The 26976-nt window shown below is 70.8% G+C and carries 24 protein-coding genes and 1 pseudogene; 13 read left to right on the top strand and 12 right to left on the bottom strand.

The window, feature by feature from the left end; translation table 11 throughout:
- The first annotated feature begins 91 nt into the window (after positions 1–91).
- The 5 genes and pseudogenes from OOK40_RS04610 to OOK40_RS04590 all read left to right on the top strand — a co-directional run bounded on the left by OOK40_RS04610 (position 92) and on the right by OOK40_RS04590 (position 5425).
- Positions 92–1000, top strand: coding sequence for an SGNH/GDSL hydrolase family protein (locus tag OOK40_RS04610; RefSeq protein WP_266476667.1), 909 nt, complete (start codon positions 92–94; stop codon positions 998–1000).
- 404 nt (positions 1001–1404) lie between these two features.
- Positions 1405–1515 (top strand): annotated as a pseudogene (locus OOK40_RS04605) (TetR family transcriptional regulator); the annotation flags it as partial.
- A gap of 60 nt (positions 1516–1575) precedes the next feature.
- Complete coding sequence (locus tag OOK40_RS04600) at positions 1576–2811, top strand: pyroglutamyl peptidase (protein ID WP_266476666.1); 1236 nt, start codon at positions 1576–1578, stop codon at positions 2809–2811.
- 366 nt (positions 2812–3177) lie between these two features.
- Positions 3178–4647 (top strand): hydrolase, encoded by a 1470-nt coding sequence (locus tag OOK40_RS04595; protein ID WP_266476665.1) that lies wholly within the window; start codon positions 3178–3180, stop codon positions 4645–4647.
- Between the two features lie 61 nt (positions 4648–4708).
- A complete protein-coding gene (locus OOK40_RS04590) occupies positions 4709–5425 on the top strand; it encodes a carbon-nitrogen hydrolase family protein (RefSeq protein ID WP_266476664.1) in 717 nt (238 codons plus the stop codon).
- 207 nt (positions 5426–5632) lie between these two features.
- On the opposite strand, the gene OOK40_RS04585 is transcribed toward OOK40_RS04590, so the two are convergent.
- Positions 5633–6424, bottom strand: coding sequence for an EI24 domain-containing protein (locus tag OOK40_RS04585; RefSeq protein ID WP_266476663.1), 792 nt, complete (start codon positions 6422–6424; stop codon positions 5633–5635).
- Between the two features lie 110 nt (positions 6425–6534).
- On the opposite strand from OOK40_RS04585, the gene OOK40_RS04580 reads away from it, so the two are divergent.
- Positions 6535–9096 (top strand): M14 family zinc carboxypeptidase, encoded by a 2562-nt coding sequence (locus OOK40_RS04580; RefSeq protein ID WP_266476662.1) that lies wholly within the window; start codon positions 6535–6537, stop codon positions 9094–9096.
- Between the two features lie 81 nt (positions 9097–9177).
- Here the strand turns inward: OOK40_RS04580 and OOK40_RS04575 are convergent, their stop codons facing one another.
- Entirely contained in the window at positions 9178–9600 is a 423-nt protein-coding gene (locus OOK40_RS04575; protein WP_266476661.1) for an organic hydroperoxide resistance protein, read from the bottom strand.
- A 65-nt stretch (positions 9601–9665) separates the two neighbouring features.
- Positions 9666–10685: an NADP-dependent oxidoreductase gene (locus OOK40_RS04570; protein WP_266476659.1), complete on the bottom strand. Its 1020-nt coding sequence runs from the start codon at positions 10683–10685 to the stop codon at positions 9666–9668.
- Positions 10686–10776: 91 nt separating this feature from the next.
- Between OOK40_RS04570 and OOK40_RS04565 the strand changes: the two genes are divergently transcribed.
- Complete coding sequence (locus OOK40_RS04565) at positions 10777–11220, top strand: MarR family winged helix-turn-helix transcriptional regulator (protein WP_266476658.1); 444 nt, start codon at positions 10777–10779, stop codon at positions 11218–11220.
- Positions 11221–11229: 9 nt separating this feature from the next.
- Here OOK40_RS04565 and OOK40_RS04560 read toward each other — a convergent pair whose 3' ends face one another.
- Complete coding sequence (locus OOK40_RS04560) at positions 11230–11931, bottom strand: hypothetical protein (RefSeq protein WP_266476657.1); 702 nt, start codon at positions 11929–11931, stop codon at positions 11230–11232.
- Between the two features lie 143 nt (positions 11932–12074).
- Here OOK40_RS04560 and OOK40_RS04555 point away from each other — a divergent pair, with 143 nt between their 5' ends.
- Together OOK40_RS04555 and OOK40_RS04550 are read left to right on the top strand one after the other, a co-directional pair.
- Positions 12075–12632 carry a hypothetical protein gene (locus OOK40_RS04555; protein ID WP_266476656.1) on the top strand — a complete coding sequence of 186 codons (558 nt, stop codon included), beginning with the start codon at positions 12075–12077 and terminating at the stop codon, positions 12630–12632.
- Between the two features lie 361 nt (positions 12633–12993).
- Positions 12994–14037, top strand: coding sequence for a rod shape-determining protein (locus tag OOK40_RS04550; RefSeq protein WP_266476655.1), 1044 nt, complete (start codon positions 12994–12996; stop codon positions 14035–14037).
- Between the two features lie 24 nt (positions 14038–14061).
- On the opposite strand, the gene OOK40_RS04545 is transcribed toward OOK40_RS04550, so the two are convergent.
- Positions 14062–14502 (bottom strand): Lrp/AsnC family transcriptional regulator, encoded by a 441-nt coding sequence (locus tag OOK40_RS04545; protein ID WP_266476654.1) that lies wholly within the window; start codon positions 14500–14502, stop codon positions 14062–14064.
- A 70-nt stretch (positions 14503–14572) separates the two neighbouring features.
- Here OOK40_RS04545 and OOK40_RS04540 point away from each other — a divergent pair, with 70 nt between their 5' ends.
- Positions 14573–15202: a LysE family transporter gene (locus tag OOK40_RS04540; RefSeq protein WP_266476653.1), complete on the top strand. Its 630-nt coding sequence runs from the start codon at positions 14573–14575 to the stop codon at positions 15200–15202.
- A gap of 61 nt (positions 15203–15263) precedes the next feature.
- Here OOK40_RS04540 and OOK40_RS04535 read toward each other — a convergent pair whose 3' ends face one another.
- The gene (locus OOK40_RS04535) at positions 15264–15995 is read right to left on the bottom strand and encodes a flavodoxin family protein (protein ID WP_266476651.1); all 732 of its coding nucleotides are present in this window, start codon (positions 15993–15995) and stop codon (positions 15264–15266) included.
- A gap of 244 nt (positions 15996–16239) precedes the next feature.
- Positions 16240–17202, bottom strand: a complete 963-nt coding sequence (locus OOK40_RS04530) for an NADP-dependent oxidoreductase (protein ID WP_266476650.1) — start codon at positions 17200–17202, stop codon at positions 16240–16242.
- A 142-nt stretch (positions 17203–17344) separates the two neighbouring features.
- Here OOK40_RS04530 and OOK40_RS04525 point away from each other — a divergent pair, with 142 nt between their 5' ends.
- On the top strand, positions 17345–17743 hold the full coding sequence (locus OOK40_RS04525) for a helix-turn-helix domain-containing protein (protein WP_266476649.1): 399 nt from the start codon (positions 17345–17347) through the stop codon (positions 17741–17743).
- Positions 17744–17810: 67 nt separating this feature from the next.
- Here the strand turns inward: OOK40_RS04525 and OOK40_RS04520 are convergent, their stop codons facing one another.
- The 4 genes from OOK40_RS04520 to OOK40_RS04505 all read right to left on the bottom strand — a co-directional run bounded on the left by OOK40_RS04520 (position 17811) and on the right by OOK40_RS04505 (position 23464).
- On the bottom strand, positions 17811–19856 hold the full coding sequence (locus tag OOK40_RS04520) for an RICIN domain-containing protein (protein ID WP_266476648.1): 2046 nt from the start codon (positions 19854–19856) through the stop codon (positions 17811–17813).
- 315 nt (positions 19857–20171) lie between these two features.
- Positions 20172–22097 (bottom strand): ABC transporter permease, encoded by a 1926-nt coding sequence (locus OOK40_RS04515; RefSeq protein WP_266476647.1) that lies wholly within the window; start codon positions 22095–22097, stop codon positions 20172–20174.
- A gap of 68 nt (positions 22098–22165) precedes the next feature.
- On the bottom strand, positions 22166–22966 hold the full coding sequence (gene modA, locus OOK40_RS04510) for a molybdate ABC transporter substrate-binding protein (protein ID WP_266476646.1): 801 nt from the start codon (positions 22964–22966) through the stop codon (positions 22166–22168).
- Positions 22967–23068: 102 nt separating this feature from the next.
- Positions 23069–23464 carry a molybdopterin-binding protein gene (locus OOK40_RS04505; protein ID WP_266476645.1) on the bottom strand — a complete coding sequence of 132 codons (396 nt, stop codon included), beginning with the start codon at positions 23462–23464 and terminating at the stop codon, positions 23069–23071.
- Between the two features lie 406 nt (positions 23465–23870).
- Here OOK40_RS04505 and OOK40_RS04500 point away from each other — a divergent pair, with 406 nt between their 5' ends.
- Positions 23871–25127, top strand: a complete 1257-nt coding sequence (locus OOK40_RS04500) for a S8 family serine peptidase (protein WP_266476644.1) — start codon at positions 23871–23873, stop codon at positions 25125–25127.
- Positions 25128–25260: 133 nt separating this feature from the next.
- Positions 25261–25680 carry a molybdopterin-binding protein gene (locus OOK40_RS04495; protein ID WP_266476642.1) on the top strand — a complete coding sequence of 140 codons (420 nt, stop codon included), beginning with the start codon at positions 25261–25263 and terminating at the stop codon, positions 25678–25680.
- A gap of 50 nt (positions 25681–25730) precedes the next feature.
- Here the strand turns inward: OOK40_RS04495 and OOK40_RS04490 are convergent, their stop codons facing one another.
- Positions 25731–26921, bottom strand: coding sequence for an MFS transporter (locus OOK40_RS04490; protein WP_266476641.1), 1191 nt, complete (start codon positions 26919–26921; stop codon positions 25731–25733).
- Positions 26922–26976: the final 55 nt, after the last annotated feature.

The following is a 26976-nucleotide window of genomic DNA, read 5'->3' as shown; positions in this document are numbered from 1 at the left end:
AGGGGTGACGTAATGTCGGTCCCGGGCCCGTACGCACCAAGCTTTCACTCGGCAGGACGTCTGGGACCGGTGATACGGAGGGGAACTGGGGATGCGGGAGACACGTCGGACGCGCCGCTCGCGCAGGGCGGCGGCAGCCCTGACGGCAGCTTTCCTCCTGATGACCGGCGCACTGACCGGCTGTGACTCCTCGTCGGACCCGAACGCGCACGGATCGCCCGCCAAACGGCGGCCCTCCCCCACCCCCGTCTGGGACCGCAGCCCGGACTCGATCGCCGCGGTCGGCGACTCCATCACCCGCGGTTTCGACGCGTGTGTGGTGCTCTCCGACTGCCCGGAAGTGTCCTGGGCGACCGGCACGGACACGAAGGTACGCAGCCTGGCGATGCGCCTGATCGGCGAACCCGCGATCGCCGAGCGCAGCTGGAACTACGCCCGCTCCGGGGCCGATGTCGCCGACCTGCCCGAGCAGATGGCACAGGCGGCGGCCAAGAAGCCCGAGCTCGTCACGGTCATGGTCGGCGCGAACGACGCGTGCGCGGACTCGGCGGAGAGAATGACGACCGTCGAGAACTTCCGCCGGTCCTTCGAGGGCGCGCTGAAGCAGCTGCGGCGTACGGCACCGAAGACCCAGGTGTACGTGTCGAGCGTGCCGGACCTCAAACGGCTGTGGTCGGCCGGGCGCGGCAATCCGCTGGGCAGGCAGATCTGGAAGCTGGGCATCTGCGCGTCGATGCTGGGCGACGCGGACGACGTGAGCACGCGGGCGCAGGCGCGGCGGGCCCGGGTGCAGGACCGGGTCGTCGCGTACAACGAGGTGCTGAAGGCCGTCTGCGGAAAGGACCCTCGGTGCCGGTACGACGGCGGGGCGGTGTTCGACTTCCGCTTCAGCGGCGAGCAGTTGAGCCGGTGGGACTGGTTCCACCCGAGCAGAGACGGCCAGGAACGGCTGGCGGAAATCGCCTACCGCAACGTGACGTCGGCGAAGCCGCCGGCTTGACCGGGGGGCTGTTCCCCACCCCGCCCTCCCCCAGACTCCGTCCGGGGGGACCCCCACGGGGCTGGATTGTGCGGCAGGGCCGCATATCCAGCCCGTCCGGCGTTTGAGGACATGCGGCCGAAGGTCGCATACGGGGGTCTGGGGGGCTTGCCCCCAGTTCGGGATGGGGGCACCTCCCACGGCCGCCAGGCCGTAGGGGGAGGGTGGGGTGGGGAAAACAGGCCCGCGGCCGGTCGCGCTGCGGGCCGAGGTGGTTGAGGGAGAACATGATGGCGGAAAGTGGCATGCTCGGCGCCTTGTTGACCGGGTGGGCGAGGGAGACCTCGACCGGCTCGCCCGTGGTGAGAGCGACCCGGCCACGTTCCGTCGGAGCCAACGCCGGAGCGGGCCGCCCCGCTGCTGCGGCGGTGTTGGACGGGCTGCAGTACCAGTGGCTGCTGGATCCGGAGGCAGTGGACATGCCCGAGGCGTTCCGGGACTTCCTGAGGCTCTTGGGGCCCGCGCGGCCGAAGTGACGTACTGGCCAGGATGGTTGGGCGACGGCGATACTTCCGCCACCCGACGGAAGGAATCCCGTGTCCCGGATACGCGTCCGCCTGCACGTAGTTGGCGCCGCCCTCGTCACCCTCACCCTCGCCGGCCCACCTATGGCCGCGGCCGAGCCCGCACCGGCTACACCCTCCACGGTGGAGGAACAGCGGCTCGACCGCGCCGTGCCCCAGGAGATCCTGCGGCGCAGCGGATTCGACGCCGTGGCACCGCGGTTCGCGGACGCGCTGGCCGTGGCGCGGACGTACCGGCAGGCCGAGCGTGCCGTCGTACGCCAGGGCTCACAGCTGTGGGACCGGGCCGTCGACCGCGCCCAGGGCCGCGGCCCCGCCCTCGGTGATCTCAGCCGGGACGACGACCGGCCGCTGTACTGGGCCCGGCTCGGCATGACCCGCGAACTGCGCCAGTGGCAGCCGGAGTTCGGGCTCTCGGACACCCAGCGGGCCCGCCTCCTCGACCGGCTCGAACGCTCCTCACGCGGCCAGGACTCGATGAACCTCCCCGCGGGCAAGGGCATCAAGCGCATCGTGATGACGGGCTTCGACCCCTTCACGCTGGACCGTGACATCCGTATCAGCAACCCGTCCGGGGCGACGGCGCTGGCGCTGGACGGTACGTGGATCCGCACGTCGGACGGCCCGGCCCGCATCGAGACAGCGGTCTTCCCGGTGCGCTGGCAGGACTTCGCGGACGGCACGGTCGAGCGGACGCTGCGCCCTCAGCTTCCGAAGGCGGATCTGTTCACGACGGTGAGTCAGGGCAGGGTCGGCCGCATCGACATCGAGCGCACGAACGGCGCGTGGCGGGGCGGGTTCGGCGACAACGAGAACGTCTCGCGTACGGAGACGGTGCCGGTGGCCGACCCGGCGTCGCAGCCGCAGTGGACGACGACCACGCTTCCGTACAAGGCGATCGTCGCGGCGCAGACGGGGCGCTTCCCCGTGTACGACAACACGACGGTGACGGAGATCCCGGCGGGCGGCTCGGCCCCGGTGGTCCGCCCCGACGGCCCGACAGCGGGCTCGACGGCGCGGGCCGGGGGCGGGGGCGACTACCTGTCGAACGAGATCGCGTACCGGGCGACGCTGTTGCGGGACCGGCTGGGGCTGAAGATCCCGGGGGGTCATGTGCACACGCCGGTACTGCAGTTCGGGCCGGAGAACACGACAGAGGTCACGGATCCGGAGTTCGTCAGGAACCGGCTGGACATCATCGCGCAGGTCCGCGCGATCCTTCGCGTGGCGGCGGAGTCGTCTGCCTGAGCCGGAACGGGGTGCGCCTGCGGCGGGCCCCACGCGGCGGAGCCGCACATCGATACAGCCCCTACCCGCCCTCCCCCTACGGCCTGGCGGCCGTGGGAGGTGCCCCCATCCCGAACTGGGGGCAAGCCCCCAGACCCCCGTATGCGACCTTCGGCCGCATGTCCTCAAACGCCGGACGGGCTGAAAGTGAGGCCCAGCCGGCGTTTGAGGCGCGGGGGTCCATGGGCGAAACAAGCCATTGTTGGTACCGGGTTCGCCATGTACCGTTCAAGCGCGCGTCGTCCCGCGGTTCGCCGCCCGCTGTTCTACGCGCGCAGAATCGACGCCCGCACCGCCTCTCCCCACCCCTCACGGAGGTACTGCCGGATGCTCGGATTCCGAGGTTCCAGAAGGTCCAACAGCTCCAGAAGACCCGGACGCGGACTCGTCAGCGCCCTCGCCGTCTTCGCCGCCCTCGTCGCCGGAACCACCGTTCAGGCCGCCACCGCCCCCGCCGCGGTCGCCGCCACTCCCCACCGGGTTCTCTTCGACAACAGCAAGGCCGAGACCGCCGGCAACGCCGACTGGATCATCGGTACCAGCCAGCCCGACCCGCTGGGGCAGGACGCGACGCCCTCCGCGGAGACCGACTGGACCGGCGCCATCTCTGCCTGGGGTGTCGCGCTGCAGAAGACCGGCAACTACCAGCTCAAGACGCTGCCTTCCGGCAACAGCATCACGTACGGCACCACCGCCGCGCTCGACCTGCAGAACTTCGACACCTTCGTGCTGCCCGAGCCGAACGTCCTGCTCACCGCGGCCGAGAAGACCGCTGTCATGAAGTTCGTGCAGAACGGCGGCGGGCTCTTCCTGGTCTCCGACCACACCGGGGCCGACCGCAACAACGACGGCTACGACGCCGTCGAGGTCATCAACGACCTGATGAGCAACAACAGCGTCGACAGCACCGACCCGTTCGGGTTCTCCGTCGACACGCTGTCCATCTCCACCAACAACCCGCGTGCCATCAGCGACACCACCAACCCGGTGCTCAACGGCCCCTTCGGCAAGGTCACCGGCAGCATCATCCGCAGCGGTACGACCGTCACGCTCAAGCCCGCCGACAATCCGGCCGTCAAGGGCCTGGTCTACCGCACGGGATACTCGGGCAACACCGGCGCCTTCTTCGCCACCAGCACCTTCGGCAGCGGCCGGGTCGCGGTCTGGGGCGACAGTTCGCCCATCGACGACGGCACCGGCCAGTCCGGCAACACCCTCTACGACGGCTGGAACGACACCGCGGGCACCAACGCCGCGCTCGCCCTCAACGCCACCGAGTGGCTCTCCGGCGGCACGGGCGGGGGAGGTGGCGGTGGCGGCACCTGCACCGCCGCCCAGCTCATCGCCAACCCCGGTTTCGAGTCCGGCGCCGCCTCCTGGTCCGCGACCGCCGGCGTCATCACCGCCGACAGCGGTGAGGCCGCCCGTACCGGCTCCTACAAGGCCTGGCTGAACGGCTACGGCTCCGCGCACACCGACACCCTGTCCCAGTCGGTGACCATCCCTTCCGGCTGCACCAGTGCGACGCTCAGCTTCCATCTGCACATCGACACGGCCGAGACGACCACGAGCACGGCCTACGACACCCTCAAGGTCCAGGTCCTGAGCAGCAGCGGCACGGTCCTGTCCACGCTCGCCACGTACTCCAACCTGAACGCGGCGAGCGGCTACACCCAGCGCAGCTTCAACCTCGGCGCGTACGCCGGGCAGAGTGTCACGCTCAAGTTCACCGGCACGGAAGGCTCCCAGCTGCAGACGTCGTTCGTCGTCGACGACGCGGCGCTCAATGTGAGCTGAGGCCGACGGCGGTCTCCCCCAGCACGGCACCTGGGGGAGGCCGTGTCCGATGATGGGACGCATGAAGACAGCGGCAGGGCAGTTCACACCAGTACCCGGTGACATCGAGGCCAACGTCCGTTCCATGTCCGCCCTGATCCGGGCGGCGTCCGCGCAGGGCGCCCGGCTCGTCGTCTTCCCCGAGCTGGCGGTGACGGGCTACGAGCTGAAGCTGATCGCCGAGGACCCGGAGCTGTGCGTGGCGCCGGACGATCCGCGTCTTGAGCCGGTCAGGGACGCGTGCCGCGCCACCTCCACCGCGGCGGTCGTCAACTGCGCGGCCCGCACCCCCGGCGGACGGCCCACCATCGCCTCGCTCGCCCTCGGCCCGAACGGCGAACTGCTCGCCCGCTACGACAAGCTGCATCCGTACGGGGACGAGCTCGACCTCTTCGAGGCCGGCACCGAGGACGGACGGTTCACGCTCGACGGCGTACGGTTCGCGATGACGATCTGCTACGACAACCGCTTCCCGGAGCTCGCCCAGCGGGCCCGTGCCGACAACTGCCGGGTATATGTGGCGAGTTCGGCGCTTGAAGTGGGCAATGACTCGTTCGAGTCGGTCTACCCGGTCCGGGCTCGGGACAACGGGCTGTATGTGCTGCTCGCGAACCCGGTGGGCGGGAGCGAGGCCGGGGAGTGCGGGGGCGGCAGCGCGATCTGGGGGCCGGACGGTGCGCTGCTCGCCACGGCGGGCGCGGAGACGCCGGGCTTGGCGGCGGCGGAGCTCCGGTTGTAGGGCGTGCTCCTCAACCTCCGGACGGGCTGCATTGTGCGGCCCAGCCGCACATGTCAGCCCCGTGGGGGTCCCCCCGGACGAAGTCTGGGGGAGTTTGAGGCGCGCGGTCCGGGGCGGAGCCCCCACGCGGCGGAGCCGCAGAATGTCACAGCGGGAAGCGGCGGGGTGGGGAACAAGCCCGCCGCAGGCGACCCGCACCCCGCACGCCTACCCCTTGTTCAGGCTGAACGGCGCGCCCGCCCCCGGCGCCCCGTCGTCGTCCGGCGGCGCCACCAGGTCCCGCACCATCAGCGTCGCCCCCGCCACCGCCCCCGGCATCAGGAACACCGCGACGAAGGGCACCAGGAAGGCCAGCGTGAGCGGAACCCCGAAGCCGAGGGTGAGCAGCCTGCGGCCGCGCAGCAGAGCGAGGCGTTCCTTGAGCTCGATTCCGCGCCGCTGGAGGGCGACCGCGGTGAGCTCCTCCGCGAGGAAGAAGCCCGAGACGCAGAAGCCGATCACCGGGACCACGGTCTGGCCGACGACCGGGACGAAGCCGAGGGCGAAGAGCAGGACTCCGTACAGCACGACGCGCGTCAGAACCCGCAGCGAGTCGCGGGCGGAGATCCACAGCTCCCGCCGCAGCGGCAGCCCGGACTCGGGTACGTCTCCGCCTTCGGTGCGGTCGACCTGCTCGGACAGCGACTCGTAGAAGGGCTGGCCGATCAGCAGGGTCACCGCGGTGAAGGTGATCACCGCGGTGAACAGCCCGAAGCCGACGACGAGGGCGGTCAGAAAACCGCGGAACAGGCCCTGCCAGGGCGAGGACCAGTCGTCGGCGAAGGGTGTCGCCCATGCCGTGAGATCGTCGGCGCCGTAGCCGAGTCCGACCAGCGCGGCCGCGTACAGCACCATGGCCACAAGCCCGGGCAGCAGCCCGAAGCCGAACCACCGGCCGTGCCCGGTGACCCAGCGCTGTCCTTTCACCAAGTAGCCGAAGCCCACCCCAAGATCACGCATGAGGCTCAGCCTATCGGGGGCCTCTTGTTGCCGGGCAGTCGGATCCGGTAGACCCCTGCGTACTGATCGTTGTGCTGTTCGATTTTTCGACACCATGGAGGCACGCACGCATGGGCATTCCCCGACCCGCCCTGGCCGCCACCGCGGCGCTCGCCGGTGCGCTGTTACTCGCGCCGCCGCCCGCGACCGCCGTCCCCGGCGCACCGGGTCGCGACTCTCCGCATCCCGTCCGCGAAGGGGGCGGACGCGACACCGAGGTCGCGAGGACTCCCCTCTCGGCCGCCGTCAACGCCCTGCGGACCGGAACAGGAACGACCCCCGGGCTCGCGAAGAGCGGCGGCTATCCGCGGCGTACCGTCCTCGACGTACCGCCCGTGAACCCGGCCGACAAGTCGATAAAGCTGGGGCTCGCGCCGTACCACTCGCTCGCACCGAGGCTCAACGCCCTGCAGAAGCTGGGCGACCGGGTCAGCGTCGAGGTCGCCGGTCACTCCGCCGGTGGACACGAGCTGTATCTCGTCACCGTCACCGCGCCCGAGAGCTCCGGGCAGGTGCGGGAGCAGGAGCGGATGCGGGAGCGCATCGAGAACTCCCCCGCCGCCGCGGCCAAGGACAGGCGCATCAAGGCCTCGTACAAGACGCCGGTGTTCATCAACAACAACATCCACGGCAACGAGTGGGAGGGCACGGACGCCGCCCTGCACCTCATCGAGCGGCTGGCGAAGGCCAAGGACGCGACGACCCGCGAGCTGCTGTCGAAGAACCGCGTCCATCTCAATGTGACGGCCAACCCGGACGGCCGCATCGCCGGAACCCGTACGAATGCCAACGGCTTCGACCTGAACCGCGACTTCATCACGGGATCCCAGCCCGAGGCGCGCGCCATCCGGCAGATCGCCATCGACAAGCAGCCTGCCCTCATGCTCGATCTGCACGGCTACGTCAACGGCACGCTGATCGAGCCGACGACCCCGCCGCACGGCGAGAACTACGAGTACGACCTCTTTCTGAAGAACGCCTACGCCAACGCCCTGGGAATGGAGAAGGCGGTCAACGGGCTCGGCTACACGCCCGCGAAGGACGGCGTCGAGCCCGCGGTCATCCCCTTCCGGGACCAAGAGGAGGGCTGGGACGACTGGCCGCCGATCTTCACCCCGCAGTACATGCCCTTCCAGGGCGCGGTGGCCGCGCACACCGTCGAGTTCCCGATGGCGGTCAACAACGAGGAGTACGACTCGCTGCCGGTGGCCGAACTGCGCCGCCGGGCCGCGATCAACACCGCCGTCGCGGGCGCGGCAATGCGCGCGACCCTCGACTACACGCGCACGCACCGCACTTCGGTGATCGCCGACCAGATCGAGACGTTCCGGCGGGCCGCGGCGGGCGAGGCGCAGCGGCCGGTGTCGGAGAAGACCGTGCCGGGTGTGCCGGGCATCGGTCCCGAGGATGTGTACACGACGACCTTCCCGCGCGCGTATGTCATTCCGGCCGGTCGGGGTCAGAGGTCGGCGACCGCGGCGGCCCGGCTCGTGGACCATCTGGTCGCCAATGACGTACGGGTGGTGCGGGCGCTGCTGCCCTTCCGGCTTGCCGGCCGCGTCTACCCGGCGGGTTCGTATGTCGTCGACATGCACCAGTCCAAGCGCGCCATCGCCAATGTGATCCTGGCCGAGGGCCGGGACATCAGCGCGGATGTCGCCACGATGTATGACATCTCGGGCTGGAGTCTCGGGCTGCTGTGGGGCGCGAGGGTCGACAAGGCCGCCACGGGCGAACTGCGTGTCGTGGGCCGCCCGGTGCATGCCGCGGCACCCACCGGCCATGTCGCCCCCTTCGGGGACCTGCGGCTGCGGCTCGACGACCCGAAGGAGATCGCCGCGCTCAACTCCCTGCTCGCGCAGGGCGTGCGGGTGCGGCGCGCGGCGGACGGCTCGGCGGTGGTGCCCGGTTCGGCCCGCGCGGTGGCATCCGTGCTCGCCGATCGCCTCGGGGTCGCTTTCCCGGCGACCAGGGAGAAGGGCACGGCGCTGCTGAAGCGGACCCGGGTGGCGGCGGCGGTGACGGCGGGTGAGCTGTTCGCGCTGCGCGAGATGGGCTTCGAGGTCCGGCCGGTGTCGACGGCCACGCTCAACACGGGTTACGACTGGTCGACCACGGATGCGCTGTATGTGTCGAGCGGTCTGGAGTACGGGAGTCTGAACCCTAAGGCCCGCGGCGCGCTGGACGCCTTCCTCAAGCGCGGCGGCGGTGTCGTCGGTCTCGGCGCGGGCGGCGCCGCCTTCAACACCGGCGCGGGGCTGCTCGCCGCCAAGCCGGTGGCGGGCAACGGCGATGCCAACGGCGTGGTCCGGGTGGCCAATGCGGCCGGCAGCCCGGTCACCGGCGGCGCGCTCGCGCACACCTTCGTCTACTCGCCGCTCTGGTTCACCGACCTGGGCCCGGGCGTGCGGGTCGAGCAGTCGTACGCCGCCGGGAACCCGCTTGTCGCGGGCCACTGGCGTACGACGGAGGACGGCAAGGGCGGCCCGAAGGACGCTGCCGGACAGGCGTCGATCGTCAGCGGCGTCAGCGCCAAGGGCGCGCCGGTGGTGCTGTTCGGCACCGAGCCGCTGTTCCGCGACCACCCCAAGGGCGTGTTCGCACAGGTCGGCCGGGCGCTGCTGACGCATTGAGCATGCAAGGCTGACGCACTGAGCATGCGAAGAGGGCCGCACCCCCGCCGGGGTGCGGCCCTCTCGTATGCCGTGAGGCGATCAGACCGCGAGGTCGACCGTGATGTTGCCGCGGGTCGCCTTGGAGTACGGGCAGACCTGGTGGGCCTTCTCGATCAGGTCCTTGGCGGTGGCGGCGTCGACGTTCGGTATCGTCGCGGAGATCTTGACGATGATCCCGAAGCCCTCGTCGTTCTTGCCGATGCCGACCTCGGCGGTGACCGTCGAGCCGGAGATGTCGGCCTTCTCCTGGCGGGCGACGACACCCAGCGCACCCTGGAAGCAGGCGCTGAAACCGGCGGCGAAGAGCTGCTCCGGGTTGGTGCCCGCGCCGGAACCGCCCATCTCCTTCGGCGGGTTGACGACCACATCGAGCTGACCGTCGTGCGTGGCGACGCGGCCGTCACGGCCGTTCTCCGCGGTGGCGACGGCGGTGTAGAGGACGTCGGAATGCTGGATGGACATGAAGAGATTTCCTCCTGCTGGTTCACCGCGGCTCGCGCCCACGACCGCGGTGGCTGAGGTCGAGACTACTGGGTGAGCGAAACGATCATCTTGCCGGTGTTCTCACCGCGCAGCAGACCGAGGAACGCGTCGTAGCCGTTCTCGATGCCCTCGACGACCGTCTCGTTGTACTTGAGCTCGCCGGAGGCGATCCAGCCCGCGACCTCGCGGACGAACTCCGGCTGGAGGTCCTTGTGGTCGTTCACGAGCATGCCCTGCAGACGCAGCCGCTTGCCGATGACCATGGCCAGATTGCGCGGGCCGGGCGTCGGCTCGGTGTTGTTGTACTGGGCGATCATGCCGCAGATGGTCGCGCGGCCCTGCACGTTGAGCGAGGAGATCGCGGCCTCCAGGTGGTCCCCGCCGACGTTGTCGAAGTAGACGTCGATGCCGTCCGGGGCGGCCTGCTTCAGCTGCTCGGCGACGGGGCCGTTCTTGTAGTTGAACGCCGCGTCGAAGCCGTACTCCTCGACGAGGAGCTTGACCTTGTCGTCGGATCCGGCCGAGCCGATGACCCGCGAGGCGCCCTTGAGCCTGGCCATCTGGCCGACCTGGCTGCCCACCGCACCGGCCGCGCCGGAGACGAAGACCGCGTCGCCCTCCTTGAAGGAGGCGACGTCGAAGAGACCGGCGTAGGCGGTGAGGCCGGTCATGCCCAGCACACCGAGGTACGTGGAGAGGGGGGCGAGGGAAGCGTCGACCTTGGTGGCGTACTGGGCGGGCACCTCGGCGTACTCGCGCCAGCCGAGCCCGTGCAGTACGTGGTCGCCGACGGCGAAGCCCTCGGCGTTGGAGGCTATGACCTCGCCGACCGCGCCGCCCTCCATGGGGTGGTCGAGCTGGAAGGGCGGGGTGTACGACTTCACGTCGTTCATCCGGCCGCGCATGTACGGGTCGACCGAGAAGTAGTGGTTGCGCACGAGGATGCGGCCCTCGCCCGGCTCGGTCACCGGAGCCTCACGCAGAGCGAAGTCCTCAGCCTTGGGCCAGCCGTGCGGACGGGCGATCAGGTGCCATTCACGACTGGACGTGGGAAGTGTGGACATGCTGCGTTCCTCCTAGAAAAAGCTTCACCATCTGAAACAACCATGCGCCTCGATATTTCATGTTGTCAAGTAACTGGGTATCCTGGTGCCCATGGCCACTGAACGCACAGACCCCCTGACCCGCGAAGTCGTCGAGCTCATCGGCACCGTCGTGGCCCGCTACTACACGGAGTACGAGCAGGCCGCGGCCAAGCACTCGCTCACCGGGGCACAGGCCCGGGTACTGGGACTGCTGGCCCTTGAGCCCCTGCCCATGCGACAGGTCGCCCAGACACTGAAATGCGAGCCGTCGAACATCACCGGCATCGTCGACCGGCTGGAGGCGCGCGGCCTGGTGGAGCGGCGGCCCGATCCGGGCGACCGCAGGGTCAAGCTCGCCGCGCCGACGGAGGAGGGCAAGGACACCGCTCGCCGGCTGCGGGAGTCGCTGGACTTCGCGCGCGAGCCGCTGGCCCAGCTCTCGGAGGAGGAGCGGACGGTGCTGCGGGACCTGCTCAAGCGGATGCTGGGAGACCAGGCCCCGGCGGTGCCGTAAGAGCACCCCCTAGATGCACCACCAGAGGAACTGGTCGCACGTCTCGCTGGGGCTGGGGGTCGGAACCGGGTTCGGCGGAGGAGGCTCGCCGGGGTTCGACCCGGTCGGCTGCGCGGAGCCCGACGGCTGCGCACTGCCCGAGGGATCCGCGGCGGAGGACGAGGCGGACGGCTCGCCGACCGGGCCGGACCCGGTCGCGGTCGGCTTTCCGGTGCCACTGCCACTGCCGCCCACGGCAGTACGGGTGGCCGTGCGCCTGGGGCGCGGGGAACCGGACGAGGTCACCGGCGCGTCCGTCACCTCGTCGGGACCCTGCGGAGTCAGGCTGTCCGTCGGCTCCGGAGCGGGCTCCGTCTCGACGCTGTCCTCTTCCTTGACCGCGGTGGCCGCGCCGTCCTCGCCCCCGCTCTCGTAAGCGAGCTCGGCGAGGCTCAGCGCACCCACTGCCAGGACCAGGCCGACCGTGCCGAACAGCACCTTGCGGCCACGCCTCTTACGGGCCCGGCGCCCCGCAGGAGCTCTGCGGCGGGGAGCGGGCTGACGGCGCGAACGCCTGTGGCCCACGGGCTCGGACACCTCGTCGAGGTCGAAGACGGGGTCCGCCGCGGGCGCACTGGGGCTGAGATGCCGTAGCTCCTCGACGGGCGTGCCGCAGCCTGCGCAGGCCAGAGCGCCGTTGAGGTGCCGTTGACACTGGTGGCAGTAATCCATGGCGCCCGCAGATTATGCGGCCCGAGGGGACCAGTGGTGAATGACTCTGTGAGGGTTGTGTGTGGAATCTTCGGCTCCGCGGCGGCTCGGCTTCGCGCGGTTGACGGCGCGTTCGAGCCGGTCAGCGGGGCAGGATGTCGGGCATGACCCCAGCCGCGCCTTTCGGGCCCCGCGACTTCCAACTGGTGCTGCTGCGCCGCATGGCCGACCACCAGCCGGGCCTCGTCGAGGACGCCCGCCACCAATTGGGGGCCTCGCTCGCCGAGATGCGCGAGGCCAACCGCCGCTGGCAGGCAATGGTCCGCGCGCCCAGAAGCCGCGGCGCGCCGGCCCGCTACCGCTCGGTGCTCGGCGAGCCGGAACGGGTCGTACGCCGCAGGATCGGCGATCTGGAGTGCGACGCGCTGCTGTGGCCCGTACCGCTCTGGCCCGATCTGCGCTTCGAGGTGCTGGCGGCGGGCGGCGGGGCGGTGTGGAACGAATGGCTGGTCCGCGCCCCCGGGGCACCAGCTCCTTCGCTGCGTACGGCGCAGGACCTGAAGCCGTGGTCGTGCACGGTGGACGAGGCGGCGAGGGCGTTCCCGCCCGCACGGCCGATGGAGGGCTCGGCTCCGACGCGGTGGCAGCTGGAGCTGACGCTTCCGGACGGGGAGCGGTGCGTGGCGGAGTTCACGTGGGGACTGCTGCAGAGGCTGCGGTAGGTCCTGTCCGGTCGGTCAGGCCGGATCAGTGAGCGGGTCTGGCGATGGGGGCACCTCCCGTGCCCGAAGGGCTACGGGGGAGCATCGCAAGGCGGAGGATGGAGCCCACGCGGAGCGTCGGCGACTACGACAACGGTGGGGGTACCTCCCGTGCCCGAAGGGCTACGGGGGAAAGGTGCCGTGCCAGGGCACGCGAGCCCGGCAAGGTCGGCCGGACAGGACCTGAGGGCTGGGACTCCCCGAACGGCGGAGCTGATCTGGCGGGTCGTCAGCTTTATACCCCCGACCGGCTCACCCAGCGCGCGCACCTCCCGCGGCGATCGCACGATGCGAACAGGTACCGCACTCGGGAGGATCCGCCGTGACCGTCAGCCTTGAGCAGTTGCGCCGTTGCCATGTCGCCGTCGACCTGGGAGCCGCGAGGACCAGGGTCTTCGTCAAGGGGGCCGGGCTCGTCGTCGACGAGCCGAGCGTCGCCGCCGTGAACACCCGCACCGGCGCGCTCATCGCCGTCGGTTCGTTCGCCGAGCAGATGACGGGCCGTACGCCCGACTACATCCGCGTCGCCCGCCCCGTCTCCGGCGGCACCGTCGTCGACATCGACATGGCCCAGCGGATGCTCCGTCACCTTCTCGGCGAGAAGCTCCGCCGCCAGCTGCGCCGCAAGCCCAGGCTGCGCGCCGCCGCCTGCACCCCGCACGACAGCGACCCGCTCGCCCAGCGGGCCGCCGTCGAGACCCTCGTCGGACTCGGCGCCCGCCGGGTCGAGCTCGTCGACACCCTGATCGCCGCGGCCGTCGGCTGCGGGCTGCCCGTGGAGCAGCCCGTCGCGACCATGATCCTGGTGTGCGGCGCGGCGACCACGCAGGTCGCCGTGCTCTCGCTCGGCGCGATCGTCACCGCCGAGCGGATCCCGGTGGGCGGCAACGCCATCGACCACGCGGTGATCCAGCACCTGCGCCACCAGCACGAGCTGATGCTGCCCAGCCAGTCGGTACGGCCCCTGCAACTCGCCCTGCACGGCAACGGCCTGACCCCTCATGGCCCGGCGTCTACCGAGATCCACGGCCGGGACGTGGCCACCGGCCTGGCCCGTTCGGTGCGCGTGGACACCGCTGCCGTACGCGACGCGATCCACACCCCGCTCACCTCCGTCCTCGACGGCATCGGCAAGGTGCTGCGGGACTGCCCGCCGGATCTGGTGGCCGATCTCGCCGACCGCGGGATCATGATGGTCGGCGGCAGCGCGCTGCTGCCGGGCCTGGACCAGATGCTGCGCGACGCGACCGGCATGCCGGTGCACATCGCCGAACGGCCCGACATCTGCGCCATCCTGGGCCTCGGTTCGATGCTGGAGGGCAAGATCCGGCCGCTGGTCCTCGATCCTCTCGCCGGGGCCGAATGAAGGCCGGTCAGGGGCAGAGGACGCTCACCTGGCAGGTCCCCCGGTAGCGGCCCGCAGCGCGATCCGGGTGCTGGACTGGGCGACGCCCGCCTCGCGTTTGAGGGTGCGCAGCAGTGCGTCCAGTTCTGCGGGGTCGGCGGCTCTGGCCCGTACGAGATAGTCGTGCGCTCCCGTCACATGCACGACTTCGGTGATGCCGGGCAGCTTCAGCACGACCCGCTCGAACTCCTCGTTCGTCGTGTCGAGCCGCAGCGTGATGTCGATGAAGACGACGAGACCCGCGCGGGAGTCGGCGGTGGGGTCGACGATCGTGGTGAAGCCGCGGATGACGCCGTCGCGGAGCATCCGGCGCACGCGCTCGGCGGCGGCATTGGCGCTGAGGCCCACACGTACGCCGAGATCGCGGTAGGAGATCCGCGCATCCTCTCGCAGTACACCGAGGATTTCGCTGTCGAGACGGTCCATACGGCGATTGTCGCAGTACGAGGCGTAATACGGCCGCGCCGATCACAGCCGGGGCCGGACAGTGTCCGCCATGAGTATGTGGACAACGGCGATGGCGGGCGCGGCGGCGGGCCTGGGAGTGGCGATGCCCCTGGGGGCGGTGGGCGTGCTGCTCATCCAGCAGGGCATGCGCGACCGCCGCGGAGCCGTGGCTGCCGCGGCTGCGGTCGCCGTCGTCGACTGCTCCTATGCCGCCGTGGCGACGGCACTGGGCCCTCTCGTCGCCTCCGCGCTCTCCGGTGTGGAGGCCTGGGTCCGGCTGGTGTCGGCCGCCGTGCTGGCGGTGATCGCGGTACGCGGACTGCTCGCCTCGCGGCGCCCCCGCCCCGCCGTGGCGAGCGAGGGCGAGGACGAGACGGCGGCTACGGGGGCGGTGCGGACGTTCACCCGGTTCGCCGCGATCACGCTGATCAACCCCACCACGGCGCTGTACTTCGCCGCCCTGACCACCGCTCAGGGGGCGACCCTGAGCACGGGCGCGGCGGGGGCGGTCTTCGTCGGCGCGGTGTTCCTCGCCTCGCTCGGCTGGCAGCAACTGCTGGTGGCGGCCAGCGGGTTCGCGGGCACCCGGATCTCGGACACCGCCCGGGCATGGACCTTCCGGATCGGGTACGGGCTGGTGGCCGTGTACGCGGTCAGGGTGGCGCTGCCGCTGCCTTGACGGTGGACCGTCTTACTCCGGAACGGCCACGCGTGCGATCACGCCGGCCCGGTGAACAGCTTCAGCGGTACTCGGGGTTGGGGAAGTCGAAGCGAAGTCCCGCGTCCCAGCCGGAGCGCTGGTTGCCGTACGCCGGGATGCCGCCCGCGCGCTTGAGCATCGCGGCCATGTGCATCAGGTTCCAGGTCATGAAGGCGGTATTGCGGTTGGTGAATTCGTTCTCCTGGGCGTGGGAGTCGGGATCCAGATACGAGGGCCCCGGACCCGCCTCACCGATCCACCCGGCGTCGGCCTGCGGCGGGATGGTGTACCCGAGGTGCTGCAGGCTGTAGAGAATGTTCATGGCGCAGTGCTTCACCCCGTCCTCGTTCCCGGTGAGAAGAGCACCCCCGACCCGACCGTAATATGCGTACTGGCCCTGCTCGTTGAGGATGCCGGAGCATGCGTAGAGACGCTCGATCACCTGCTTCATCACGGAACTGTTGTCGCCGAGCCATATAGGTCCGCACAGCACGAGAATGTCGGCCGCCATCACCCGCTCGTACAGCGACGGCCAGGCGTCGGCCTCCCAGCCGTGTTCCGTCATGTCGGGCCAGACACCGACGGCGATGTCGTGATCGACGGCGCGAATCAGCTCGGTGGTGACACCGTTCTTCTCCATCACAGCGCGGCTCTTGTCGATGAGGCCATCGGTGTGACTTGTCTCGGGCGAGCGCTTGAGCGTGCAGTTGACGAACAGCGCGCGCAGGTCGTCGAAGCGGTGCGGATTCTCGCTACGGTCCATCGTGGCCATGGTGATTCCTCGGGTCGCGGGGGAAGGTCCGGGTGAGTACCCCCAGCGTGGCATCCGAGCGTGCCGTTACGGCCGGGACGCCCGCGGCGTCAGCGATTCGTAAGAAGGCGCACGACGGCGCTTGAACGGATGTCATGGGCAGCGGGCAACTGCGCCCGTATCCAACGGCCTTCTCCGGCCGGCTCCATGACGCCCGAGGCCGGCCGGCAGCCTGGCAGGCTGCGGCCGGTCTCTGCGGCAGGGGTCAGGAGGTGACGCGCAGGACGAGCTTGCCGCGCGTGCGGCCGCTTTCGCCGCGGGTGTGGGCCTGGGTGGCCTGCTCCAGCGGGAAGACCTCCTCGACCTCCACGCTCACCTCGCCGGCGTCGATGAGTTCGGCGATGCGGGTGAGGGCCGGGCCGTCGGGCTCGACCAGGAAGGCGCTGGTGCGCAGCCCCCGGGACTCGGCCGCCTGGAGGAGTTCGGGCGAGACACCGGCGGGAATCGCGACGATCAGTCCGCCGGGGCGCAGCACGTCGAGCGAACGGGTGCTGGTGTTGTCGTGCACGTCGCCGACGAGGTCGATGACGACGTCGATGTCCTTGGCGGCCTCCTCGAAGCGGACCGCGGTGTAGTCGATGAGTTCGTCGGCGCCGAGTGCGGTGAGCCAGTCGTGGCGGGCGCTGCCGGCGGTGCCGGTGACGTGGGCGCCCAGGTGCTTGGCGAACTGGACGGCGAAGTGTCCGACGCCTCCGGCGGCGGCGTGGATCAGCACGCGCTGGCCGGGACGGATGCCGGCGGTGTCGACCAGGGCCTGCCAGGCGGTGAGGGCTGCCAGCGGTACGGCGGCGGCCTGCTCGTGGCTGATGCTCGCGGGCTTGCGGGCGAACTGCCGGGCGGGGGCGGTGACGTACTCGGCGTAACCGCCGGCCGCGCGGGGGAACCACGGCATCCCGTAGACCTCGTCGCCGGCCTTGAGGGTGGTCACACCGAAGCCGGTCTCCTCCACGACGCCGGAGACGTCCCAGCCCAGGGTGAACGGCGGCTCGCCGAGCACCCCGGCCATGCCGCCGCCGCCCCGGGTCTTCCAGTCGACCGGGTTGATGCCGGCGGCGTGCACCCGCACCAGGACCTCGGTCGGCAGCGGCACGGGCCGGGGCACCTCCTCCACCCGCAGGACGTCGGAGCCGCCGAAGGTGTGCTGCACCACCGCGCGCATCGAGGACATGAGTCGTCTCCCTTGAAACCAAACCTGCCGAAAGGCCACTTATCGGCCCCGGTCCAGTGGGCTTGACCGTATCCCCAGGGAGGTAGTTACCATCAAGGGAATCTACTTCCCAATGGGAAGCATGCTGCTGAGGAGCGCCCCCGTGACCACCGACTGCCAGACCGGGCAGCACGCCCACCACGACGTCTACGCGGCCCAGTGCCCCTGCCGCGCCATGCTGGACCTGCTCGCGAACAAGTGGTCGGCCCTGGCCATCGGAGCTCTGGAAGGCGGCCCACAGCGTTTCGGCGCCCTGCAGCGACTCCTGCAGGGCGTCAGCCCCAAGGTGCTCACCCAGACGCTGCGACGCCTGGAGGACACAGGGCTCGTCGACCGCACCATCTACCCCGCGGTGCCCCTCCACGTGGAGTACGCCCTGACCGACCTCGGTCACGGCGCAGCCGTTCCGCTGCGTCTGCTGCGGACCTGGGTCGAGGAGAACCTCGACAACGCCACGAGAGTGCCGGGCAATCAGGAGACCGGGCCGGCTGTGGCGAAGTAGCCGCCGGGCAGCTCCGGCAGCCCTGCGCTCCCGAAGCTGCCGCGAAGCGACACGTAGCTCTCTCCCGTCAGAGTGACGCTCGGTCAGGGCGAGTGGGGGCGGCCTTGATACGAGCCCCGATGGGCTCAGGTCCGGCCGCCGGATCAGCCTCCGCCTTGTCGGGGACCCTCGAATTCAGCGAGCCGGTCGCACCCTTGGCCGTCGGCCTCAGCAGGTTCGTCGCAGCCGACGGGCGCACCCGGCGCGCGCGCTCCTCGCCCGGAGCGGCGGCCTCGGAGCCCCACCCGGTACCGCCGTCGTTGACGCGGCGCACGCTCGAGCGGGCCTCGCCGTACCGCTGCGTCGGCGCAGGCGGCTCCGGGGCCGGCGCCGTGCCCGTTCCGGCGGACGCGCTGCTAATGCCCCCGGCCGGCGGCATGTTGACCTCCTTGGTCGAGGGATGCGCCGTGTCCGCGCTCGGCCGCGCCCTCGGCACCCGTGCGGCAACGTTGTCAGTGGCCCATCGCTGCCCCGGCGACCCGTCCCTCATCTTGACCACCACCGCCGACCCGGCGTCGGCCGACGCGGGCACGAGAGCCAGTCCTTCGTTCCAGCGCGGGATCACATCGCCCTGGATCGTCAGGTCGTAGCGCACATCCCCCGCATCGGCCGCCGACTCCTGCGTACAGACGCCGAGTTCGGCGACCCCGTCAAGCTCGTGGGAGTCGAGGCAGAGGTTGACGGCCGCCGCGCTGCGCAGCAGCCCGTCCGTCTCGTACACCCACTGCTGGGTCACCGCCGACGAGCACGCCGCCATCGTCGCCTCCGCACCGGCCTCCACCCTCTGGTCCTTGATGTCGAGGCACAGGTCCGCGCCGAGATTGCGCAGCGTGGTGTTCAGCGGGCCGGTCGGCATCGCGGCAGAGGTGGTGGACGGCTGGGGGCCGGGGTCGGAGGGGGTACGGGATCCGGGCGCGGGCATCGCCGTGACGGAGCCGCTCGGGACGGAGGGAGAGGGGGGGGGGGGGGAGGAGGAGGCGCGCGCGCTGCGCGCGCGCCCGCGCGCACGTAGCCGTCGTCGAAGCCAGAGTTCGGTGACGGCGGTTGCGACGACGAGCAGGCCGGTCATGATCCCGAGCCCGGTGACGACCGCGCCGCGCCCGCGCGGGCTCAGCGAGAGGCGGGGCAGTGCGCGCGGGCGTCCGCCCCGCGAGTGCCGTCCGGCGCCGCGTACCGCCGCGCGCACTCCGGCGACCCCGGACGCCCCCTCCGCCCTGGCGGCCCTCGCCTGGAAGCGGGCGCTGTTGCGGGCGGGCCGCGAGTCGAGATAGGGCTGGGCGGCCCGGCCGAGTACGGCCTCGGCCAGCAGCAGGGCCAGCCGGCCGCCGACCTGGTCGAGTTGTTCCGCGCCGAAGCGGCAGTGCTGGCACTTCGCCAAGTGCGTCTTGATGTCGGGGATCAGCGTGCCGCCCCGCCGCAGGGACACGTCGAGCAGCCTGCTGAAGTGGCGGCATTCGCTGTCCGGGGCCAGCTCCACGTGCAACCGCAGGCACGCCGCCCGGAAGATTTCCCGGGCTTGCTCCAGCTGAGCCGCCGCGCCCCGCGGATCAATGGCCAGCAAACCGGCCGGTACGGATATGCCCTCGCCCTCGGCCTCGGCGTGCCACAGCAGGCATTGGGCGGGCCCGGGCAATGCCTGGAATGCCCGTGCGACGAGGGTCCGATTCTCCGGGATGGTGAACATGTCGACCGGAACGGAGCGGCCGGTGTCCGGATTCTGGAGTTCTGGCAGTGCGGTGATCCGCTCGTCGGCCGCCCACGCCTTGCCGATTTGACGGGCCGTCACCAAAAGAAGCGGACGAAGCGCCGCCGTCGTCCGCACCTGCCGGAGATTCTCCAGCACCTTGTTGCAGGCGGCCGTGGCGAGCATGGACGCCCCCGTGGCCGATGGAGTGCAGATCGACGTGTAGTCGAAGACGGGTTGCCAGTGCCTCGCCAGCAGCACTGCTACGGGACGTATCTCGTCCGTCCCCCCGCCGGTCCGCAGTGTCGCCGCGAGACCTTCGTCGGAGTCCCCGGAGCTGAGGCCGGTGCGAGAGGGAGGGACGGGACCCGGAGTACGGGGATTCTGCATAGACGTGTTTCCATCCAGGGCATTGCGGTGGGGGGTTGAACGGTTGCCGGTTCCCCGGTCCGAGTTGACGGCCCGGAGAAATTTCTGTCGCTTGAAAGGATGCGCCCTACTTGGTCTATACCGCGGTGAAATTCGAACGACTGAACAAGAAACACCATGTTCAGACGCGAGGAAGCTCACCCTTACACAAACCCCAGGCGGGGAACAAGAGTTCCGGGAACCGGCGACCATTCCGACCGCTGCCGGGAAAGGATAAAGAGTGCTCGACTTTTGTTCAGAGTTGGCCGGTTTCCCGCCCTGTTCGACGATCAATACTCACAGAGTGACAACAACGGCTTCTGTCGCCTTGACACTTGTCCATACGGAAGTCCCCTCAGCGAGGCCGAGTTCCGCTGCCGCCTGAGGGGTGATCTCGGCGACGAGGTCCGGCGCCTGCGGCGAGGCGATGAGGATCCGCAGCCGGCTGCCACTGGCGGTGATCTCCCTGACGGTGCCCGGCCAGACGTTGCGCGGGCTGCCGCCGGGCTTGTCGCGATGCACCGCGACCGCTTCCGGCGCGATGATCGCCAGCGCCTCGGTGCCGACGGGCAGCGGATCGGCGACGACCAGAAGCCCGCCGCCGGGGAGGGCAAGGCCGTCCGAAGTCGCTGTGCCCGGCCAGGCGTTGCGGCCGAGCATCCGGGCGACCCACGGTGAGCGGGGGTGGCGGGTGACCTCGGAGGGCGGCGCGTCCTGGATGGCGCGGCCCTCGTCCAGTACGAGAACGCGGTCGGCCAGTGAGACGGCCTCCACCGGGTCGTGGGTGACGATCAGGCAGACGCCGCCGAAGCCGTCGAGGTGGGTGCGCAGAGTGTGGCGTACCCGTGCCCGGGTGGTCTGGTCGAGTGCGGCGAGCGGCTCGTCGAGCAGCAGCAGCCGGGGCCGGGCGGCCAGCGCCCGCGCCAGGGCGACACGCTGGGCCTGGCCGCCGGAGAGCTGGGCGGGCCTGCGGTGGGCGAGGTGGCCGACGCCGAGCCGGTCGAGCCAGTCCTGGGCGCTGCGGCGGGCCTGGGCGCGCGGGACGCCGTGGGCGCGCAGCCCGTAGGCCGTATTGCTCAGGGCGCTCAAGTGCGGGAAGAGGGCGCCGTCCTGGGGCACCCAGGCCACGCCGCGGCGGTGCGGGGGCAGATCGGTGACATCGGCGTCGCCGAGGCGCAGTGCCGCATGGGCTCGCGGGGTCAGGCCGAGCAGGGCGCGCAACAGGGTGGTCTTGCCCGCGCCGTTGGGGCCGACGACGGCGATGGTGGTGCCGGGCTCGGCGTCCAGGGTGAGCTCGTTGAAGCCGGTGACGCGGGCGTGCAGCCGCCAGTTCTCGTCCAATACGGGAAAGTCCGCCCGCGGGCCGGCCGGGGCCGGTTCGGGGCCGTCCTGGGGGCGCTGTCCGCCTGCTGCCCGGGCCGGGGTCCCGCCGGTCCAGCGCCCGCGCAGGGCGACGAGCACCGCCATGGCGATGGCGAGCAGCAGCAGGGACAGCGAGGTGGCCGCCTCCGGCTGGGACTGGAGCAGCAGATAGACCTGGAGGGGCAGGGTCTGTGTGGTGCCGGGCAGATTGCCGGCGAAGGTGATGGTCGCGCCGAACTCGCCCAGCGCACGCGCCCAGGTGAGGGCCGCCCCGGCGACGAGCCCGGGAGCCACCATGGGCAGCGTGACGGTGAGGAACACCCGCAGCGGCGTGGCTCCGAGCGAGGCCGCGGTCTCCTCGTAGCTCGGACGCAGGCCCCCGATGGCGCCTTCGAGGCTGATGACGAGGAACGGCATCGCGACGAACGTCGCCGCGACGACCGCGCCCGAGGTGTGGAAGGGCAGCGTGATGCCGAACGTCCCCTCCAGCCAGGGGCCGAGCAGTCCCCGGCGCCCGAAGCCGAGGAGCAGCGCCACGCCCCCGACGGTCGGCGGCAGCACCATCGGGAGCAGAACGAGGGAGCGTACGAGCGCCTTGCCCGGGAAGTCGACGCGGGCCAGCAGCCAGGCCAGCGGCACCCCGAGGAGCAGGGAGAGACCGAGTGCCCAGAAGGAGACGAGCAGCGACAGCCGCAGCGCCTCGGTGACGCCCGGGCTGGTCAGATGCGTACCGAGATCGCCCCAGGCGGTCCGGGCGAGGATGCCGATCAGCGGCATCAGCAGGAACGCGATCGCGAGGAGCGCGGGCACAGCGAGCGCGACCGGGGTGGTGCGGATGCCACGCGTGCGCGGACGTCTCATCGGATGTTCCCGGGGGTCTGGTGGCGGGCTGCCCGGCCCCCCCGCACCGGGCAGCCCGCGTACGGCGGTTACGGCTGCTGGAAGCCCGCGTCCTTGAGGATCTTCTGCGCCTCGGGCGTGGACAGCCACTGCACGAACGCGGCGGCGGCCTCGCTGTTCTTGGACGTCTTCAGGGTCGCGGCCGGGTACTGGGCGATGGCGTTCTGCGCGTCGGGGATCTCGACGGCGTCGACCTTGCCGGTGGCTGTGGCGGCATCCGTCTTGTAGACGAGACCCGCGTCGGCCTCACCGAGCTCGACCTTGCTGAGGACGGCCCGGACGTTGGGCTCCTCCGAGACCGGCTTCACCACGATCTTCTGAGAGTCCAGGATCTTCTTGCTGTAGCGGCCGACGGGGACCTCGGGCGCTGCGAGGACGACCTTCAGCGTGCTGTCGGCGAGGTCCTTGAGTTCGTCGACCTTCTTCGGGTTGCCCTCGACGGTGGCGATGACCAGACGGTTCTTGGCGATCACCGTCGGGGTGCCGGTGTCGGACTTCAGACCGTCCATGGTCTTGGTGTCGGCGGTGACCAGCGCGTCGGCGGGGGCGCCCTGCTTGACCTGGGCGGCGAGTTCCTGCGACCCGGCGAAGGAGAAGGTGATCTTCGAGCCGGGGTGGGACTTCTCGTACGCGGCACCGGCGGTCTTGAAGACATCGGTCAGCGAGGAGGCGGCCAGCACGATCAGAGCGGCATTCGGCGTGCCGGATGCGCCGGTCTTCGCGCCGCTGTCCGGTTTGGCGTCGTCGCTGCCGCAGCCGGCCAGCGGCACGAGCAGGGCGGCGGTCAGGACGACGGCAGCGGTACGGCGCCGGGTGAAGGCGTACGACATGACGGGACTCCTTGGCAAAAGCGGTAGGGAAAGGCCGCGTCGGGGACGGACGACGCCACTGCGGAAGAAGCGGAAGGCGGAAGAAGGTGGGCTGTCAGCTGCTCAGGTGCGGTCGATGTGCACGCTGGTCGACTTCACGCGGGCGGTGGCCTGCATGCCGACTTCCAGTCCCAGCTCTTCGACAGCCTCCCGGGTCAACAGGGAGACCAGCCGGTGCGGACCGGCCTGAATCTCGACCTGCGCGGCGACATCGCCGAGCTTCACGGCGGTGACGATGCCGGGAAAGGCGTTGCGGGCCGAGGTGTACGAGACCTCCTCGTCGCCGGTGCCGCTCTGGGCGACCTCGACCGAGAAAGCGGCCAGATCACGGCCGTCGACAAGCCGACGGCCGCTCTCGTCGCGATGGGTCACGACCCGGCCGGCGTCGGCCCAGCGGCGCGCGGTGTCGGCGCTGACGCCCAGCAGGCGCGCCGCCTGGCCGATTGTGTAGGACTGCATATGCGACACGGTAGGCAGGATGGACCAGCATTTACAAGCCATGGAGCGCTGCTTCATAGCAAATGCCAGACCGGTTGGACGAAGGCCCAAAGCACAGCCCGGCGAGCGGGCGCCGCCGCCCTCACGGCGGATTCATGAGCCTGAGAATCCGCGGCCGGTCCCGGCTACGGACCCGTATGGCCCGGGCCTGGAACCGGCCCGGGCGGCGGGGCGAGGCAGCGAGGGTCCGTACAGGGCCACATGGTTGACAGAGGGTCAGAGAATCCCCTGGGCGCCGTATGTCGGGCTGTCGCATCGCCGCAAACCTGCTAGCTGTGAGCGCGATAGCGAACCGAATATTTCCAGGGCAAATGCCCCGGAATTGCCGGGTTGGCTCGCCCTCCACCGCTCTCACGAAAGGTCCGGGATGCCCAAACTTTTCGGCGCCGCCCTCCTTGCTCTGGCCCTGCTGACTGCTACACCGACTCCTTCCGCGGCCAAGGAGTCCGTCCCGTCCGGTCAGATCCCCGGCCGGTACATCGTGACCCTCGCGGACACCACCACTCGCGGGGAAGCCGAAATGGACGCGGCTGTGGACGCGGCTGTGGAGCAGGCCTCCACCTTCGGTGCCGTGGTGCACCACGTCTACCGCTACGCCGTCCACGGCTATGCGGCATCCATGACCCCGAGCGCCGCAGCCGCGCTCGCCGCCGACCCCCAGGTTTCGGTGCAGCCCGACAAGTGGGTACGAGCCGCCGCCCAGTCGGTCCCGACCGGTGTGAACCGTGCGGAGGCCGACCTGAGCCCCACCGCCGCCATCGACGGCAAGGACACCCGGGTCAACGCCGATGTCGCGGTCATCGACACCGGCGTCAATCTGAACCACCCGGACCTGAATGTGTACAGAGCCGGTGGCAAGAACTGCACGATCCCCTTCCTGCCGCCCGAGGACTACCACGGCCACGGCACCCATGTCGCCGGAATCATCGGCGCTCTGGACAACGGCACCGGAGTCGTCGGCATGGCGCCGGGCGTCCGGATCTGGCCGGTGCAGGTGCTCAACGCCGCCGGCTGGGGCAGCACGTCGGACGTCATCTGCGGCATCGACTACGTCACCCAGCACGCCGACCAGATCGACGTCGCCAACATGAGCCTGGGCGGCGAGGGCACCGACGACGGCAACTGCGGCAGGACCAACGGCGATGCCGAGCACCGGGCGATCTGCGATTCGGTCGCCAAGGGCGTCACCTACACCGTTGCGGCGGCCAATGCCCACGCCGACGCGAAGAACACCGTCCCCGCCGCGTACGACGAAGTGATCACCGTCAGCGCCCTGGCCGACTTCGACGGCAAGCCCGGAGGCCTCGGGCAGGCCAGCTGCATGAACGACCAGGACGACACCTTCGCCGACTTCTCCAACTACGGCGCCGACGTCGACCTGATCGCGCCGGGCGTGTGCATCCGCTCCACCTACAGGTTCGGCGGCTATTCGACGCTGTCCGGCACCTCGATGGCGGCACCCCACGTCGCGGGCGGCGCGGCGCTGTACCGAGCCACCCACCCCACCGCATCACCCCTGTCCGTCAAGACGGCCCTGCAGGCCGCCGGCAGCCTCGACTGGACCTGGCCCTCCCAGGACCCCGACGGCACCAAGGAGAGCCTGCTGCGGGTCTCGTCCTTCTGACCGGCGGTCACCGGACCCGTGGGCGCGCCCCGCTGAGGGGCGCGCCCACGTGCGTCCGGCTCGTCCCGACCGCCGCCGGGTGACGTAAGCGCGCCGACCGGCCTCCGCCCGCGCCCGTGGCTACGGTGCTTCCATGAGCCTGAGCATCCGCAATCAGATCCCCGGCACGGTCGTCTCCGTCCATCCCGGCGAGGTCATGGCGACCGTCAAGGTCCGCCTGGAGGGCGGCCAGGAGATCACCGCCGCGATCACGCTGGAGGCCGCCCAGGAGCTGGGCCTCGCCCCGGGCTCGGCCGTCCGCGTCCTGATGAAGTCCACGGAGGTCTCCCTGGCCACGGCCGCGGTCGAGGGCCTGAGCATCCGCAATCAGATCCCGGGCACGGTCAACGGCATCACCGCCGGTGGCGCGATGGCGAGCGTCAAGATCGGCGTCGTCGGCGGCGAGTTGACGGCCGCGATCACGAAGGACGCGGTCGCCGATCTGGGCCTGACGGCGGGGTCCTCGGTCGTCGCGCTGATCAAGTCGACGGAGATCTCCCTCGCGACGGACTGACGGCGCCACCCGGCATCGGCGGCGCCGGGCACCCGATACGCTCGGCGAGCTCACTGCACGCCGGCCCGGGTCAGCCGGGGCAGGGCGAGCGAGACCGTCGCGGCGGCGAGCAGGGCCGCCCCGCACGGCACGCGGTAGCCCGCCGAGGCCCCCGCCACATCGACCACCCATCCGGACGCGGCGTAGCCCAGCGCCACCCCGACGGAGAGGCCCGAGACGAGCCAGGTGATGCTCTCGGTGAGCTGAGAGGCCGGCGCCAGGTGGCTCACCAGCCCCATCGCGGTGATCAGGGTCGGCGCGATGGCCATGCCCGCCACAAAGAGCATCCCGGCCAGCACCGCGAGATTCGGCGCGAACAACAGCGGTGCCATCGTCACCGCCATCGCGCAGACGCTGACCAGCAACCGCCGCGTGATCGCCCCCCGCGGCCTGATCGCTCCGAAGGCCGCGCCCGCCAGGCCCGAGCCGAGCGCGTACACCCCCAGCAGCAGGCCGGAGAACCCCTTGTGGTGGTGGGCGTCGGCGAACGCCACCGTCGCAACCTCCACCGAACCGTAGGCCACTCCCACCGACGTCAGCGTCAGCACCAACAGGCCGAGTCCCGGGATGCGCAGCACGCTGCCCCCGGGGCGCTGCGACTCGTGGCGCACCGGCGGTTCCGTACGCCGCTGGGCGGCGAACAGCAGGACGCCGACGGCGAGCAGGACCCCGGCCGCCAGCGGTCCTGCCTCGGCGCTGACGCTGGTCGACAGAGTGATCGCCAGGGCCGGGCCGACGACGTAGATCACCTCGTCGAGCACCGACTCCAGCGAGTACGCGGTGTGCAGCAGCCGCGGTGACTGCAGGTAGATCTCCGCCCAGCGGGACCTGACGAGCGCGCCCATGCTGGGCATGCAGCCGGCTACCGCCGCCGCGATGTAAAGCGTCCAGGCCGGGGCGGCGTACCGGGCGCACAGCAGCAGCGCACCAATGGCCGCGACCGTCACGGCCGTCGCCGGGAGGACCACCCGGCGCTGGCCGTGACGGTCCACCAGCCGGGAGATCTGCGGTCCGATTGCCGCGGCGGCGATCGCCTGCGTGGCGGAGACCGAGCCGGCGAGCCACCACTCGAAGCCGAGCTGCGACAGCATGGTGATGATGCCGACGCCGATCATCGCCAGCGGAAGACGGGCAATGAAGCCCGCGGCGGAGAAGAGCAGAGTGCCTGCAGGAGAAAAGATCCGGCGGTAATCGGAGAGCATGGGACTCCACGCTCCATCAGGAGCCGATCGTCGCTGGGCGGATCCGGTCCGGTTT

Origin of the sequence: Streptomyces sp. NBC_01481 (genome assembly GCF_026339995.1) — a bacterium.
Classification (GTDB): Bacteria; Actinomycetota; Actinomycetes; order Streptomycetales; family Streptomycetaceae; genus Streptomyces.
This window is presented reverse-complemented; position numbering and strand designations above follow the sequence as displayed.